Origin of the sequence: Niallia sp. FSL R7-0271, from assembly GCF_038005785.1 — a bacterium.
In the GTDB taxonomy this organism is placed as follows: Bacteria; Bacillota; Bacilli; order Bacillales; family Cytobacillaceae; genus Niallia.
The window spans coordinates 1154295-1169819 of record NZ_JBBOTZ010000002.1; the positions used below are offsets into that span (position 1 = coordinate 1154295).

Annotated in this window: 14 protein-coding genes and 1 pseudogene; 3 read left to right on the forward strand and 12 right to left on the reverse strand. The window is 35.9% G+C overall.

The genetic code is table 11. The features are described 5' to 3' along the window. Positions 1 to 20 precede the first annotated feature (20 nt). From MKX82_RS25795 to MKX82_RS25805, 3 genes are all read right to left on the reverse strand, one after another. Positions 21 to 1439 (reverse strand): sugar porter family MFS transporter, encoded by a 1419-nt coding sequence (locus MKX82_RS25795; RefSeq protein ID WP_341081137.1) that lies wholly within the window; start codon positions 1437 to 1439, stop codon positions 21 to 23. 132 nt (positions 1440 to 1571) lie between these two features. Continuing rightward, the gene (locus MKX82_RS25800) at positions 1572 to 2465 is read right to left on the reverse strand and encodes a sugar phosphate isomerase/epimerase family protein (protein WP_251645721.1); all 894 of its coding nucleotides are present in this window, start codon (positions 2463 to 2465) and stop codon (positions 1572 to 1574) included. Next, the gene (locus MKX82_RS25805; protein ID WP_341081142.1) at positions 2462 to 3607 is read right to left on the reverse strand and encodes a Gfo/Idh/MocA family protein; all 1146 of its coding nucleotides are present in this window, start codon (positions 3605 to 3607) and stop codon (positions 2462 to 2464) included. Before MKX82_RS25805 ends, MKX82_RS25800 begins: the two co-directional genes overlap by 4 nt. A 151-nt stretch (positions 3608 to 3758) precedes the next feature. On the opposite strand from MKX82_RS25805, the gene MKX82_RS25810 reads away from it, so the two are divergent. Continuing rightward, positions 3759 to 4589, forward strand: a complete 831-nt coding sequence (locus tag MKX82_RS25810; protein WP_233315125.1) for a helix-turn-helix domain-containing protein — start codon at positions 3759 to 3761, stop codon at positions 4587 to 4589. A 41-nt stretch (positions 4590 to 4630) separates the two neighbouring features. Here the strand turns inward: MKX82_RS25810 and MKX82_RS25815 are convergent, their stop codons facing one another. Next, positions 4631 to 6100 carry a glycoside hydrolase family 32 protein gene (locus MKX82_RS25815; protein ID WP_233315124.1) on the reverse strand — a complete coding sequence of 490 codons (1470 nt, stop codon included), beginning with the start codon at positions 6098 to 6100 and terminating at the stop codon, positions 4631 to 4633. 12 nt (positions 6101 to 6112) lie between these two features. After that, positions 6113 to 7345: an MFS transporter gene (locus MKX82_RS25820; RefSeq protein WP_233315123.1), complete on the reverse strand. Its 1233-nt coding sequence runs from the start codon at positions 7343 to 7345 to the stop codon at positions 6113 to 6115. Between the two features lie 608 nt (positions 7346 to 7953). On the opposite strand from MKX82_RS25820, the gene MKX82_RS25825 reads away from it, so the two are divergent. Further along, positions 7954 to 9372: an MFS transporter gene (locus tag MKX82_RS25825; RefSeq protein ID WP_233315122.1), complete on the forward strand. Its 1419-nt coding sequence runs from the start codon at positions 7954 to 7956 to the stop codon at positions 9370 to 9372. Between the two features lie 263 nt (positions 9373 to 9635). Here MKX82_RS25825 and MKX82_RS25830 read toward each other — a convergent pair whose 3' ends face one another. The 7 genes and pseudogenes from MKX82_RS25830 to MKX82_RS25860 form a co-directional block, all read right to left on the reverse strand. After that, positions 9636 to 9788: a hypothetical protein gene (locus MKX82_RS25830; protein WP_237942852.1), complete on the reverse strand. Its 153-nt coding sequence runs from the start codon at positions 9786 to 9788 to the stop codon at positions 9636 to 9638. Between the two features lie 242 nt (positions 9789 to 10030). Next, positions 10031 to 10383 (reverse strand): annotated as a pseudogene (locus MKX82_RS25835) (glyoxalase superfamily protein). Positions 10384 to 10512: 129 nt separating this feature from the next. Beyond that, positions 10513 to 10677 (reverse strand): hypothetical protein, encoded by a 165-nt coding sequence (locus tag MKX82_RS25840; RefSeq protein WP_237942853.1) that lies wholly within the window; start codon positions 10675 to 10677, stop codon positions 10513 to 10515. A gap of 325 nt (positions 10678 to 11002) precedes the next feature. Next, positions 11003 to 11212, reverse strand: coding sequence for a cyclase (locus MKX82_RS25845; RefSeq protein ID WP_341081150.1), 210 nt, complete (start codon positions 11210 to 11212; stop codon positions 11003 to 11005). Between the two features lie 190 nt (positions 11213 to 11402). Then, the gene (locus MKX82_RS25850; protein WP_341081152.1) at positions 11403 to 12569 is read right to left on the reverse strand and encodes an MFS transporter; all 1167 of its coding nucleotides are present in this window, start codon (positions 12567 to 12569) and stop codon (positions 11403 to 11405) included. A 169-nt stretch (positions 12570 to 12738) separates the two neighbouring features. After that, a complete protein-coding gene (locus MKX82_RS25855; protein ID WP_341081155.1) occupies positions 12739 to 13746 on the reverse strand; it encodes a zinc-binding dehydrogenase in 1008 nt (335 codons plus the stop codon). A gap of 52 nt (positions 13747 to 13798) precedes the next feature. Then, complete coding sequence (locus MKX82_RS25860) at positions 13799 to 14650, reverse strand: aldo/keto reductase (protein ID WP_237942858.1); 852 nt, start codon at positions 14648 to 14650, stop codon at positions 13799 to 13801. A gap of 366 nt (positions 14651 to 15016) precedes the next feature. Between MKX82_RS25860 and MKX82_RS25865 the strand changes: the two genes are divergently transcribed. Further along, entirely contained in the window at positions 15017 to 15478 is a 462-nt protein-coding gene (locus MKX82_RS25865) for a MerR family transcriptional regulator (protein ID WP_341081157.1), read from the forward strand. The last annotated feature ends 47 nt before the right edge of the window (positions 15479 to 15525 follow it).

Genomic DNA, 15525 nt, shown 5'->3' on the forward strand with positions numbered 1-15525 from the left:
GTATCGCTTCATTCAAGATATTAACTCCGTTTAAAATTCTCCTCAATCTGCTCCAGCGACAATCCTCTTGTTTCCGGTAAATACTTTCCTATAAACACAATCCCTCCAACCGCAAATACGGCGAAAAGGAAGAAGGTTGCCGATAAGCCAACACTGTCTAATAGTACGGGGAAGAATAAACCAACTAAAAAATTGAAAAGCCAGAGAAACAAGACTGCCATTCCCATCCCTATTCCTCGGATTCTGGCTGGAAATATCTCTGATAAGGTGAGCCATGTCATTGGACCGACTGCTCCTTGGAAGAACGCTAAATATAAACATGTCATAGAAAGGACGACATATGGCAGCATTGGGGAATCCGCAAGAAGCAGTGTGGAAATTCCGATTGAAAGGAGAGCTGCGGTAACACCAATTAATCCTGTTAGAAACATAGAGCGTCTATTTACTTTATGCATGATGGACATGCCAATAATGACGGCTACTAAGGAAATTAAGCCATTTGCGACATTTCCGATTAATGCTGCCTTTGTTCCAAAGCCAGAGTTTTGGAGAATTTGTGTGCCATAGTACATGATTGAATTAATGCCTACTAATTGTGAAATCGCTCCGATTCCTATTCCAAGGACAACGATTCTTCTAATCCATGGAATGCCTAAATCTTTAAAGGTAACTTTTTTGGTGTTTTTCATTTCTTCGATACTTGCTTGAATACTTTTTAATTCTTTCTCAGCCGAAATTCCTTCACGAATTTGTTTTAGTGTATGCAGTGCTTCTGCTATTCTCCCTTTTGATGCGAGCCAGCGTGGGCTTTCTGGCAATATAAGAACACCTAACCATAAGGCAACGGCTGGTAGTGTAGCAATCACTAGCATATATCGCCAGACATGTCCTGCTTCATCAAAGGTATTTCCGATAACAGCATTAAAAACATAGGCAAGAAATTGACCAGTGACAATCATTAATTCATTTTGTGTTACTAATCTGCCGCGTCGTTCTGCTGGTGACATTTCTGCAAGATAAGAGGGGATGATAACGGATGCTCCGCCTACAGCTAGCCCTAACAGAAATCGGAATGAAATCATGATGGTTGTATTTGGAGCGATAACACAGCCAAGCGCTGCGAAGAAGAACAAGATCGCTAAATAAAGAATCGTTTTTCGATGTCCCCTAGTATCTGAGAGCCGGCCTCCGAAGATGGAACCAATTGCCGCTCCCAAAACAAGTGAACTTGCGACCAAACCTTCTGTAAAAGGAGTTAAGTTAAGCTGGTCAGGCTGAGCCATGAATGGCAGTGCACCGTTAATTACACCTGTATCATAACCAAACAACAATCCTCCAAAGGTCGCTACAATCGTAATTAACCGGAGATTTTTTTTAGGATCTTTATTACCCTTTCCTGTCTCCATCGAGTAATGATTAGACAACTTTGCATTATCCATTGCCCATTCCTCCTTTTTCGCCAGAGTATTTGTATCCGCTTTCAAAAATAATCAAATAAAACGGATGCTTTCTTAGCTTTACAACTCTATCATATGATGGATCTTCTTTATGATAGAGTTGTAAAGAACTGTTTATTTGGTATTAATTACGTTAGTAATAGTTTTTAAGTATTCACTTGTCCGCTTTGCAATTGGAAATGGCTTATCAAATGGTGCAGGATACATATCCTGTTCGACAACTGCCCACCCATTATAGTTTATGTCCTGCAAAGTTTTAAAGAAAGCTTCCATATCGACTACACCTAATTCAGGTTCACACATAATATCCTCACTCACTGCTTTAGCAAAGGACCAGCCCTCTATTTGCATTCTTTCTCTTACCTTGAGATCACAGCTTTTAATGTGAAGGTATGGAATACGAGCATGGTGTTTGCGCATGAACGCAACTGGATCACCATCTGCATATGCATGATGTCCTGTATCTAAGCATAGATTTATATCTGTGTCATACAGAAGTCTTTCGATTTGCTCCTCTGTCTCAATATGACTTTGTGCATGTGGATGAAACACTACTTCCAAGCCGTATCTTAATTTTGCATGGTTTTTTATTTGTTCTACATTGCGGATAAATGAGCTCCATTCGTCATCGTTTAATATTTGCGGACGGATAAGTTCGCCTGAAAACAAATCTGTATAACAATCATCGATTAACACTACATATTTCGCAGTTGGAAACTTCAGCTGAAGCTCTGCCATTTCATCGAGTAGAGCAATCATTTCCTGTGTTTTTTTCTCAGAAGTAAGATCACCAACTAATGTTGTTGCTGTCAGGGTTAAGTTGCGTTTCTCAAGCTCTTGCTTTAATTGCTGATAATTATTCGGAAGATAGCCCCATGGTCCAAGCTCAATCCCCTCATAGCCTGCCTCTTCCATTTCATTTAAGCACCGTTCCCACGGCACTTGCTTTTCATCTTCGGGAAACCATACTCCCCAGGAGTCTGGTGCTGTTCCTATTTTAATATTCATGCGATTACACCTCCCACTTCATTCACACGAACCCATTGCTGCTGTACTGCTGATGCTAGAATGGCATCAACTGTTTTATCAATTTGTGCGCCAAATTCAAAATCACAAGCATAGGCAGTGCCTTTTGATAGTGCTGACAGCAATTCGTGTGCTTCAAGCACTTTCATATCGTTATAACCGATTGCAATACCAGCTGCTGGATAAAATGCACTATAGCCTTTATGATCTGGACCTAAAAATACTGTTCTGAAGCCTCTGTCTGCACTATTATCTGATGTGAAATACACGTTTACTTCATTCATACGTTCTAAAGAATAGTGAACAGTGCCTTTTGTTCCTTGGATTTCATATGTTAAGTAATTTTTTCTTCCTGCTGCAATCCGGCTAGAAGAAATTGTGCCGACTGCTCCATTTTCATAGTTTGTTAGGATTGCAATAATATCTTCATTTTCTACTTCTGCTAAAGTTAAAGAACCAGGAGATGATGGTCTTTGTTTAAATATAGTTTTCGCTGTTGCATTAACGCTTTCAATATTTCCCAAAATATACTGGGAAACACTTAACAAGTGGGAGCCTAAATCACCTAGTGCGCCAGAACCAGAATACTTATTAATATGTCTCCACGTAATAGGCAAATTTGGGTCAAGCAGGCTATCTTGTGCATACGTTCCGAAGAAGCCGACGATGTCGCCTAGTTTCCCAGTGTCTACTAGTTCTTTTATATAAGCACTGGCTGGATTCATCACATTATTGTAGCCAACATAGTTGACGACTCCTTTAGCCTTCGCAATTTCCGCAAGCTCTAATGATTGTTCACTTGATAGAGTTAAAGGTTTTTCACAGTATACATGCTTGCCGTTCTCTAGTGCAGCCTTTGCAATTTCATAGTGAAATGCATTTGGTGTCGCAATATCAACGATGTCAATATGTTCGTCAGTGACTACGTCCTGCCAGTTTGTTGTCCATCTAGAATAGCCTAATGTCTCACTTGCTTTTTGAGCTGCTTCTGCACTAACATCTGATACAACTTCAAAAATTGGCTTGCCATATTCAGGACCAAAGTCCAATAAAGCGTTTACAAATGAGTTCGTATGAGCCTTCCCCATCCAACCTGCACCAATCAGTCCAATTCTAATTTCCATGTTATTTAACTCCTTTATTGTTTATTTTTGCTTTCCTTATGTACATATTAATAAACTCTATTTACAATGTCATTATAGGATATTGCTAAATAATGTAATATTCTTGCTGTCTTTATAATGCGTGTAAAAGATATGTAGGAGGAAGTTTTATATGGTGGAAAAAGGAGTCTTATCACAATCAAAAATGTATTTTCATACACCTAGTGATTTCGCGAAAGATGCACTTTTCTATTTATCTTACTCTGGTACGTTCTGCTGCAGTAACGAATATATCGTAGAGCGGAACAATTGGAACAGCTATCTATTTATGATTGTAAAGAAGGGAAAAATGAGAATCTTTTATGAGGGAAAGGAATATACCGCCTCAGAAAACTCGTTTGTGTTTCTGAATTGCTATAAACCACATAAATATCAGGCCGAAGAGGAAACTGTATTTGATTGGATTCATTTCTCTGGTAATGCGAGTGAAGATTATTATAATCTCCTATATGAAGCAGGAGGATGTGTTTTTTCGATTGCAAACAATTATGTAATTCAAGACTATATGACTAGTATTCTCCATGCAGCCAAAGAAAATCATGTAGAAGAGGATGCTGTATCTATTTATATACATAAGATATTGTATGAATTAAAAAAGAAATCGAGTGAAGTGGATTCCTTGCAGTTCAAATCTATCTTAGAGGCGATTAATTACATAGAAAGCTCCTTTCCTAACCAAATTAAGCTTCAGGACATTGCCGATTGTGCAGGATTAAGTCCATATCATTTTTCACGAGTATTTAAAAAACATTTGAACTGTTCTCCCTATCAATATTTAATTAACTTCCGCATTAATCATGCCAAAGAGCTCTTGCACAACACAGACTTATCTATTCAGGAAATCACATTTGAATGTGGATTTAACAGTGTGCCTCATTTCATAAAAATTTTTAAAGAGCATACAGAATTAACACCAAAGAAGTTTAGAAATCTGCCGTTTTAAAGAAAGAAGGAACAAGTGGTATACACTTGTTCCTTCTATTATTATTCCCATATATCTTTCAATTCCCAATAAGTAAAATCGATTACTTCAGCTGCTCCATTTTCTGCAAAAAGTTCAAACCCTAGTTTTGCTTCGTTAGGATATATACGGCTTGTCATTGTCACTTGTCCATCATTTGCGAATACTTCGATAGAGGATCTGTCGATAAACACCCTTAGTGAAAGTTGTGTGTCAGCTTTAAGTGTAGTGCCTCTTACTCCATCTTCGCTTTTTCCAGCTTTAGACACATCTAACACTAGCTTCTGTTCTTTCGTTTCATATTTTATCAAGGTTTCCTCTTGATTGATGCCGCGGATTTTCACGCCCACTGTTTGTGCTGCTGTTTTTGTTAAATCAATATCAAGCTTTAATTCCATAAGATCATTATTTGCTTCAACGAGATAGCTTTCAGCTAGATGTTTGTTTGTGCACACCTTTTGCTCTGTTGTTCGCAGCAATGACAATTCCTCTACTGGTTTCATGAGGATTTTGTTATTTTGATCAAGTGTTAACTCGCGGGGAAGTGTTAAGGCGCCGCACCAGCCGTCTTCCTTTGTCGGCATAATCGATTCCCACATATCCATCCAGCCAATCGCAATGCGGCGGCCTTTGTCATCTAAAAATGTTTGCACTGCATAAAAGTCATGGCCATTATCCAGTTCTGTGAAATCATCTGCTTCAAAGCTATTTGTTTCATAACTGTAATCTCCAACTATATAGCCTGTTTGGAAGATATTATTATATAATTCACCTTGTGCCTCCATGCCTTGCGGAGAGAATAATAGTACATGCTTTCCTCCAAGCTCAAAGAAGTCTGGACATTCCCACATATAACCTAGTGATCCATCACTCTCTGCTAATACGCCAATATATTGCCACTCTCGTAGATCACTTGATTTATATAAAACAACTTTGCCGGTATCTTCCTTTCTTGTGCCTAATATCATATACCAGAAGTCCTCATACTTCCATACTTTAGGGTCACGGAAATGACCAGATCCTTCTTCAGGATGCTTGGATATTACCGGATTTGCGGTGTCTTTTGTAAAGTGAATGCCATCTGTGCTAGTAGCAATACATTGGGACTGATCGAGAATATCTTTCTCTTTGTCTATAAATATATTGCCTGTGTAAATCAAGGTAAGAATGCCATTATCATCAACAGCACTTCCAGAAAAACAACCATCTTTTTCGTATGCTTCTGTTGGTGCAAGGGCAATTGGCAAGTGCTCCCAATGAACTAAATCCTTGCTTTTCACATGGCCCCAATGCATCGGACCCCAGTTTTCATCAAATGGATGATGCTGATAAAACACATGATATTCCCCTTTATATTGGACTAAACCATTCGGATCATTTATCCAATTTGCAGGCGCCATAATATGATAGCCTAATCTGTAGCGGGAATTCATTTGCTGCTTTGCCTTTTCGATGGCTTCTTGCGCTAGTTGAAGCTTATTAGTTGTTAACATGTACAATTCCTCCTAATTAACTATTTGCAGTTTTTTCTTATTATTTATCGTTTTATTCGAATTGAGTAATGTGAAGATCGAAATAATCGAAAATACGAGCACCAATAATCCCATTAATAAATAGGACTGTCTAAATCCAATACTGTCATATAATCTGCCGGCCAAAGGAGATAGAATCGATGCACCGACTTGAGATGCAAATTGAAAGCCGACTAAATATAAGACTGATGACAATCTAGTGTCAAAATTCGCAGCTAAATATTTAAAGATAGCAATTAACATGATTGGCAGCTCCACTGCATGAATTAACTTCATCGAAGAAATTCCAATTGGACCTATTACAATACCGGAGCCAATGATGCGGAAAGCCATCAAAAAACCTGCCAGCAATAAACTTCGTTTCGCTCCAAGCTTATTCACAAGAAATGGAGCTAAGAACATCATTCCTGCTTCCAAAAACACTTGGAATGAATTTAAATAGCCAAACACTTGATTACCAAGGGCTTCAGATGCAAACAAAGAAGAATAATAGATTGGAAATTGTTGATCATATACACTGTAAACGCAAGTGACACCAACAACATACATCATTAAAAACCAGAAATCTTTTAAGAGAAACAGCTGTCCTACATCTTTCAAGGTAACAGAGTCGGCTCTTTCCATTTCATGATGAGTCATCTCTACTCTTACAGATAAAATGATTGCAACGAGGATGACCGCAGACACAGAGGCAATCCAAAAGTTGATGTTCGGGTTAACATTAAACAGCTGCCCGGCAAAGAAAGTAGCTGCGGCCCACCCCAGCGAGCCCCACATTCTTGATTTCCCATACTCAAACTGATATTTCCGGCCAATCTTTTCAATATAAGACTCGATTGCACCGATGCCGGCTAAAAAGGCTGTTCCAAGATAAAGGCCACCAACCGCTGCCCCTAATAGCACATTAAATTGCAATAATGGTCCGTAAACATAAATATAAAACGGTCCAACAAAAACAAGCAGCAAGCTAATGAAAAACAGAATATTTTTCTTCAGACCAATTTTATCTGAAATATATCCGTATATGGGCTGCATACATAAAGCGAAGATAGCGTTTACAGAAAAGATAATGCCAGTTTCTGCTCCGTTTAAGTTTATTTCTTGACCTAACCAAATGGAAAATAAGGAATAACTAGAAGACCAAGTGAAAAAGAAAAAGAAAAAATAAGCACTTAATTGCCAATACAATCGTTTTGAACCATTCATTTCAATTTCCCCTTTTTGATGTAATGGAGTGCAAATCTAAATTGAAAGCACTTTCAACATCATTTTATGTCAACCGGTTTCATGTGTCAACGGGTTGACATAGATTTTTCTTAAATAAGTTTTAGGTCTACTAATATCGAAACATCTAAAGTTATGGTAAATGTTCAACTTACTTCCCTACTTGAGAAAAAGTTTTAATTTTTATTTGGTTCCATTATTAACTTCAAAATGGCTAAACCACAGTATTTTAAGTCCTATATTATAAAGAATCTTATTTCATAAAAAGTCTTTGTAATATTCCATTATGTTTAAAGTAAAATCTGTTCGGGTATTTAGTATGAGACAAAAAATATAGGTTATATAAGCAGATTTATTGTAGTGAATGATAGCAAGGTTTAGAAATCGTTAGGATTATAAAAAAATGAAAGGAGGGAAACAACTATTCACTTGAGATCAGTGTTAGTTTGACCTGACGAATTTGGCACTATATTAATTATTTGTGCTTTCAGTTTACCTCAAATGCTTTTCCCCACAATATGATACATGAGTAACTCTAGATTGAACTAATCTGTTATTTTTGTATAACCGCACATCACGGAGTTGAAAAAATGAAATTTAACAAGAAGAAGATTAACATTGTAGATATTCAAACAGCGAAGAAAAGTGTGTTTGCTACAGGAGTAGGAAATGCAATGGAATGGTTTGATTTTGGTTTATATTCCTACTTAGCTGTTATTATTAGTCAGAACTTTTTTAGTGCAGTACAAAATGACGAGTTAAAATTAGTATTTACTTTTGCCACATTTGCAATTGCCTTCTTAATGCGACCTTTAGGCGGTATTATCTTTGGTAAAATTGGTGATAAAGCCGGACGAAAAGTCGTCTTAACTACAACCATTATTTTAATGGCCTTTTCGACCTTATTGATCGGTTTATTACCTACTTATGATCAAATTGGAATATGGGCTCCTATCCTGTTATTAGTCGCAAGAATTATTCAAGGATTTTCAACTGGAGGCGAATATGCCGGTGCAATGGTCTATATTGCTGAATCATCTCCTGACAATAAGCGCAGCATCCTCGGAAGTGGATTAGAAATTGGTACCCTTGCAGGATATATATTAGCTTCACTCGTAGCAAGCATACTCTTTATCACCTTATCAGATGAACAAATGGCCTCATGGGGTTGGAGAATCCCATTCTTGCTTGGTTTACCACTAGGATTTGTTGGATTGTATTTGAGAAAGAACCTAGAGGAATCACCTATTTTTGAAAATGAAATTTCTACTACAGATGCTCAAGAACAAACAGAAGAAAGCTTCTTCTCTATACTAAAAAATCATAAAAAAGATATTATTGTCTGTTTCGTATCTGTAGCCTTCTTTAATGTTACCAATTATATGTTATTATCCTATATGCCTTCCTATTTAAACGAAATTATTGGTTTATCAAGCACTACCGGTACTATATTAATTACACTTGTGATGGTCATCATGGTGCCACTCACATTACTATTCGGTAAGCTAAGTGATAATATTGGTAATAAAAAAGTCTTCTTAATCGGTTTAGGCGGTTTGACCCTTTTATCGGCGCTAGCTTTTTATTTCGTAAACATGAGTGGCCTAATATTTATTTCATTAGGTATTCTAATTCTGGGTGTACTGCTTGCAACCTATGAAGGCTCCATGCCTGGTTCGCTACCAGCAATGTTCCATACCGATATACGCTACCGAACACTATCTGTAACATTTAATGTCTCAGTTTCTATATTTGGTGGTACTACACCATTAGTTTCCACCTGGCTCGTTCACCAAACAGGCAATAACTTAGCACCTGCCTGGTACTTAACAATCATAAGCCTTATCGGATTCTTTGTAATTCTATTCTTATTTAAGAGTACAACAGGAAAATCCTTAAAAGGATCTTACCCAACAGTTGCTACAAAGTCTGATTATAAAGAAGTTATTGAGAATCCAGCCGATGCCCTATGGTGGAAGGCTGAACAAGAAGAAAACAAACTTTATTAACAATCTATTGGTTCCATTTATCAACTGGATAGAACTTTCAACAGAATTAAAGCATCAGCATTTTGCTGGTGCTTTTTTGAGTTGAATTCCTGTAAGAGCATATTTATTGGACTGTTTAAATAGTAATGCAAGGCAACTATTAATACAGTTTACCCTCTTTTAGGGAATGAAGAAAAGCTGCCCATAACGGACAGCTTTTCTTCATTTTCTCGTTAACTATACTTCTTAAGAATATTTTTATATACTCTAGCAACATCAAAAATTTATGGGACAGCACAGATTACAGATATAAATAATCCAAAATAACGAAATACTTCTTCATTATCATCCATCCAATATAATACATGAGGTACGGGAGTAATTAATAAAACTACACCAATAATAAATCCATAAAAAAGGGCTCGTTGTCTATCCACTTATCCAAAATCCTCTATTCCTTAGTTATTCTAACCATATGTATTCTATCTTACTCTGACAATTCCTTCTATCACTAACTGTTGAAAAACAACTATTAAATCCTTCTTTTTTCTGTCTAAAAGGAAATCCCGCTTTTTAGCTTTTATCCATTCAAGATAACAAGGAAGAACCCTTCTTAATTCATGGATCCCTTCTTTAAATTTCACAAGATTTACATGATTAGTTTTTCTGAACTGTTCTGTTACTCAATTTCCTCATAAAATGTAATTCTATTTGAAAAAGGGTCAATAACTGTTAATTCGATAGTGTTCCAAGGCATTTTTTCAATAGCTGAATTAGAGTATGGATATTCTTTTCTTGATAGTAAGGAATGAAAATTTTTTAAATCATTAATTTTAATTCTAATTGAACTCCCTGGAGAAGAGTCTCCATTATGTTCAGATAGATGTATAACTATATCATTTAAAGAAATTTGGAGATATACTGGCATATTTTCCGAATATTTATGTTCTCAATCTATTCTAAATCCTAAATAATTTATATAAAACGAATAAACTTTTTCAATATCAAAACACGAAAGATAGGTATAAACATATATTATTCCTTTTGTGCACACTAGATAAAGACCCAAACTTACATACATATTGATAAGAATTAATCGAGTTTTGCATTCGTCAACTCCTTAATGCTCCTCGTTGACAGACACTATAAGGGGAATTTCTATCAATGTCCAATATTATTGTTATCACTACTAATTGGTTCAATTAAATTCCCATTTTTATCTGTTATGACACTTTCTGTTTTATCATTGGATTCTTTCGAAAATGAATAATATGAAATAGACACAACTATAATAGCTACCAACACAATAGAAATAATTTTCTTCATAGGAACTCCTTTCAAACGCTTCTTATCTTTTATTTTAACTTCCTTTTTAATTTATAAAAATAGGACTTCCTCGTCAACCTAATCAAAAAATCCCAACAGCATGAGAAAATTATTTGCTTCACATGTTAAAGAAAAGCTTTTTGTTTTTAAAAATCCATTATATTGCTGCATGAAGCGGAATTACATCAACTAAATGGAAGTTTACATTTGTAAATTCAGAACAAAGTGAAAGACAACACTGAAAGTTAAACAAATATTCCTTCTTCAACAAACTTACCCTTTCATAATAAAATAAGAACCAGCCGCCTATTATAGCAGCTGGTTCTTATTTTCGCTTGTGTTTTTCATTAATTATTTTTTTGTTGAGTATCCTGACTTTTCCAACCATTAGCAACCTCATATCCTCTACGATATATTTCGCTAACTCATCATCAGAAATGTCATCTCCATGGATATCGAGACGAAAATCCTGTCCTTGAAAACCACCGCCATTAGTAAAATCGATTTCAAAGTCGAATTGGACTCTTTTATCCATTTTTATATCCACCTCTAGTTAGTTTTGTGTCGATATTATATATATTCTTATAAAGTAAAACAATGACTTTTTACAGCTATCCTAACTCAATTCAGGCATAATATTTCATAACCCACGGATAAATGGCGATCCTCATCTAAAAGAATCGCCATTTTCTAATTAATATTTTTACAAATGTAGCCTACATTATTTATGACAGTTTTTTAGCTGGTTTAGAAATATAACCTCTCAGTAAAATAGTCACCAAACTTAACACTAAGAACAATATTCCTCCCCAAACAATATATTCTATCCCAATGCCTGTAATGAATAAACCTCCTACAGCAGTTCCAATACTTATTCCCCAGTTAGAGCCCGAGACGAATAATCCATTAGCAAACTCTGGTGCTTCTGGTGCAGCAGAAGTTATCCAATATTGGTTCAAATTATTTTGAATGGAGAACAAAATGCCGAATATAATCATAATTATTGCCATCGGAACTAGAAGCTCTCCTACAAAAAACCATACGATGAAAATTAATGCCATTACTATCGGAAAAATAATGGCTGTTTTGATTGCACTTTTAGTAAGAAAATTCCCAGCCAGAAGATTTCCAACGATACTTGCTGCACCGAATAAAAAGAGTACTAGGCTTAAAGTTTTCCCAGATACTTGTGTAACACTAGTCAAGTATTCAGAGGTAAAACTATTCGTTCCAGCAACTGCGGCGGTTAGAAAAATAATCGTAAAAATGCTTAACCATGTAACTGGTCTTTTCAATACGCTTAACTGCTTTCCGTAAGATGTTTTCCCTGCAACTGGCATAGAAGGTACTAAGAACAAAGTTAATAAAAATGCTACTGCATTTAAAGCAGCAGGAAACAGTAACGCCATTTCAATTGAAGCCATACTTGCAATAAATGTAGTGATAGGTACACCAAGCACCATACCTGCAGAAACTCCCATAACAATAATGGTTATTGCTTTCCGAGCTTCCTTTTCATCCTCTGCCGTAGCTGCAATTGTTAATGCCAATGAACAATAGATTGGATGAAAAAATGCAGGAATTATACGAGCGACTAATGCAATGTTAAAATTAGTTGCAAAAATAGAAAAAACAGTGCCGACTACAAATACTCCTAAAGAAATAAGCATTACCTTTTTACGATTAATACCTGAAAATAAAACTGGTAATACTGGACCTGTAATAGCAACAACAAGTGCAAACAGACTAACGAACAATCCGGCTCTTGTGACAGAAATTCCGTAATGCTCTGCCAGTAAAGGTAAAATACCGATTACACCCATCTCCGTGTTCAATACCCCAAATACTCCAAATGCTAAAATAAAAATAAGTAGTTTAGTATGTTTCTCCAAAATAGTACTCCCTTTTTAACAAAAAATTTCATTTGATATTTTTATAAATAAATTTTCGCTAACTAATATTAGCGGACCGGAAATGATTCCAGCTTATGGTTTAAAGCATATTTCATGTGAGCCTTCTATTTATACTTAGTTATAAATCATTTATATACTGGATATTTTTTTAATCTTGTGGAATAGTTAAAACGATTTTCCCAAAGTTTTCTCCCTGTTCCATTTTGAATAATCCCTCTGGTAGCTGTTCCAACGAAAGAGTTTCGTCCAAAATAGGATGAATTTGGTGTTCTTCAACAAATTTAAGCATCTCAGCAAAGTCTTGGGGACTTCCCATTGTAGAACCTATCAGGGACATCTCCTTTACAGTCATACTTGGAAGGAATAAATTCGGTACTGCACCTCTCGTTGCTCCAAAACTGACAATTCTACTACCAATTTTCCCAAGTGACACTAAGGTTGAAAACGAATCTCCACCAATACTGTCAATAGATAGGTCAATACCACCAGTTAATTTCTCTAATTTCTCCGACCAATCATCTGCTGTGTAGTTGACACCTCCCACCGCACCAAATTCTTTAGCCTTTTCTATCTTTTCTTCTTTGCTTGATGTTACGTAAACTTTTGCTCCTAAGGCTGCAAACTGAACAAGAAAAGTAGCTACGCCTCCGCCAACACCTGGAATAAGTACGGTTTCCCCCTTCTTCACTTTACCTTTCGTGATTAGAGCACGGTAGGCAGTTAAGCCAGCGAGTGGTAGTGCTGCTGCTTCTTCCCAAGATAAATGAGTAGGTTTTGCGTAAACATTTTCCACTGGTATCTTTACATATTGAGCGAATGTTCCGTCAGTTGGATTACCAAGAACTTGGAAGTCGGTACTTTTTTTATCTTTATCATTTCCCCAGTTTATTCCAGGGTTTATAATGACTTCGTCACCAATAAAGACATTTTGAACTTCGCCTCCAACCTCGACGACCTTTCCTGCACCGTCGGAACCAAGAATAGCTGGCAGTTTCATCCCTGGGTATTGCCCTTTTACAACCATAAGATCTCTTCGGTTAAGAGATGCCGCTTGTAATCGAACGATGACATCATTCGGACCCGGTTTTGGCTTTTCTATATCTTGTAACTTTAATTGACTTGGTTCCCCTGTTTCTCTTAACATTATTGCTTTCATATAAATCTATCCTTTCATGGCTAAGTCTTTCTCTATTTCAGAGAAAATTAAATTAAATATCAAATTTCCAATTGGCAAATTGCTTCACAATATTTGGATTGTTTTTGGAAGGAAATAGACTCGTATTTGTATCTAAAGTTGAAATTGCGTCCATATCGTCTTGGCTTAATTCAAAGTCAAAAATACGAAAGTTCTCGATAATTCGTTCCTTGTGAACAGACTTTGGAATCACAACAATTCCCCTTTGTGTTAACCACCTTAAAATTACTTGAGCAACAGACTTTTTATGCTTATTAGCTAATGTAACTAAAATTTCATTTTGAAAAATGTTATTTTTACCTTGAGCAAGCGGACCCCAAGACTCCATCTGGATATTGTATTCTTTCATAATTTTTTCACTTTCCAATTGGTGGTAAAATGGATGGGTTTCAATTTGGTTTACAACTGGAACAATATCGTTATGACAAATCAAATCTACTAAACGATCCATCTGGAAATTACTTACGCCTATTGCTTTAACTTTTCCTTGTGCATACAATTCCTCCATCGCACGCCAAGATCCGTATATATCCCCAAATGGCTGGTGAATCAAATATAAATCTATATAGTCCAATTGCAGCCTATCCAATGATTTTTCAAAAGCTATTTTTGCACGCTCAAAACCAGCATCCTGAACCCACAGTTTTGTTGTAACAAATATTTCCTCTCTAGGCACTCCACTGCGTATGATAGCTCTCCCGACCGCTTCTTCATTTTCATAAGCAGCTGCAGTATCAATTAGACGATAACCAGCAATAAGTGCATCGTAAACTGCTTGTTCACATTCTTCAGCATCTGGGATCTGCCAAACTCCAAATCCGAGTAAAGGCATTTCAACACCATTATTTAAAGTCACTTTTTGCATACTAAAACCTCCAAAAATAGTCTCTGATTTATTCAAAGTAAATCCTTTACTCTTGCATGTTTTATTGCGAAATTTTACTATCAGATTCTTTGAACAGCTTTAAATATAATTCCTTCGTGTTACACGAAGTCAAGAAAGAGATAGCATTTTTTAAATCGATTTAGGTATTTACAAGATTGGAAATCCTGAGTATCATTACATTACCAACTTCGTGTTACTCGAAGTCAAGAAAAGATAGTATTTTTTATATTTATATAGGTATTTACAAGATTGGAATTCTGAGTATCATTACAATATCACCTTCGTGTTACACGAAGTCAATAATATAAATTAACCTAAATTTAAAGAAAAGGAGTTTTTTAATATATGTATACCGTAAAAGAAGTTGCTAAATTACTTGATATAACCTCCCACACTGTACGTTACTATACAGATAAGGGGTTAGTTCCTAATCTACAGCGAGATAAAAATAATAATCGCATCTTTAAGGATGATTCTATAAATTGGCTTAGAGGGGCAAAAAACTTAAAAAAGAGTGGAATGTCAGTTGATGATATAAAGAAATATGTTGAGCTCTGTTTGGAAGGTGATTCTACTATTCCGGAACGTTTTGAAATAATATTGAAGCAAAAAGAACTGGTTCTGAAGCAATTAGAAGAAGCAAAATTAATGGCCGAATATATTCTAAATAAAGAAAAGCACTACCGTAATATTATGAATCAGGTTATTCCAGATGATACGAACCCTGCCCTTTGGCATAATGGTAGATTGCCAAAGAATGACAGCCAATCTTGTCAACCTGTTAATGAGGCTAAGATTGCTGATTAGAAAGAATTATTTATAATATAAATTATCCATTAATAGTTAAAAGTCGA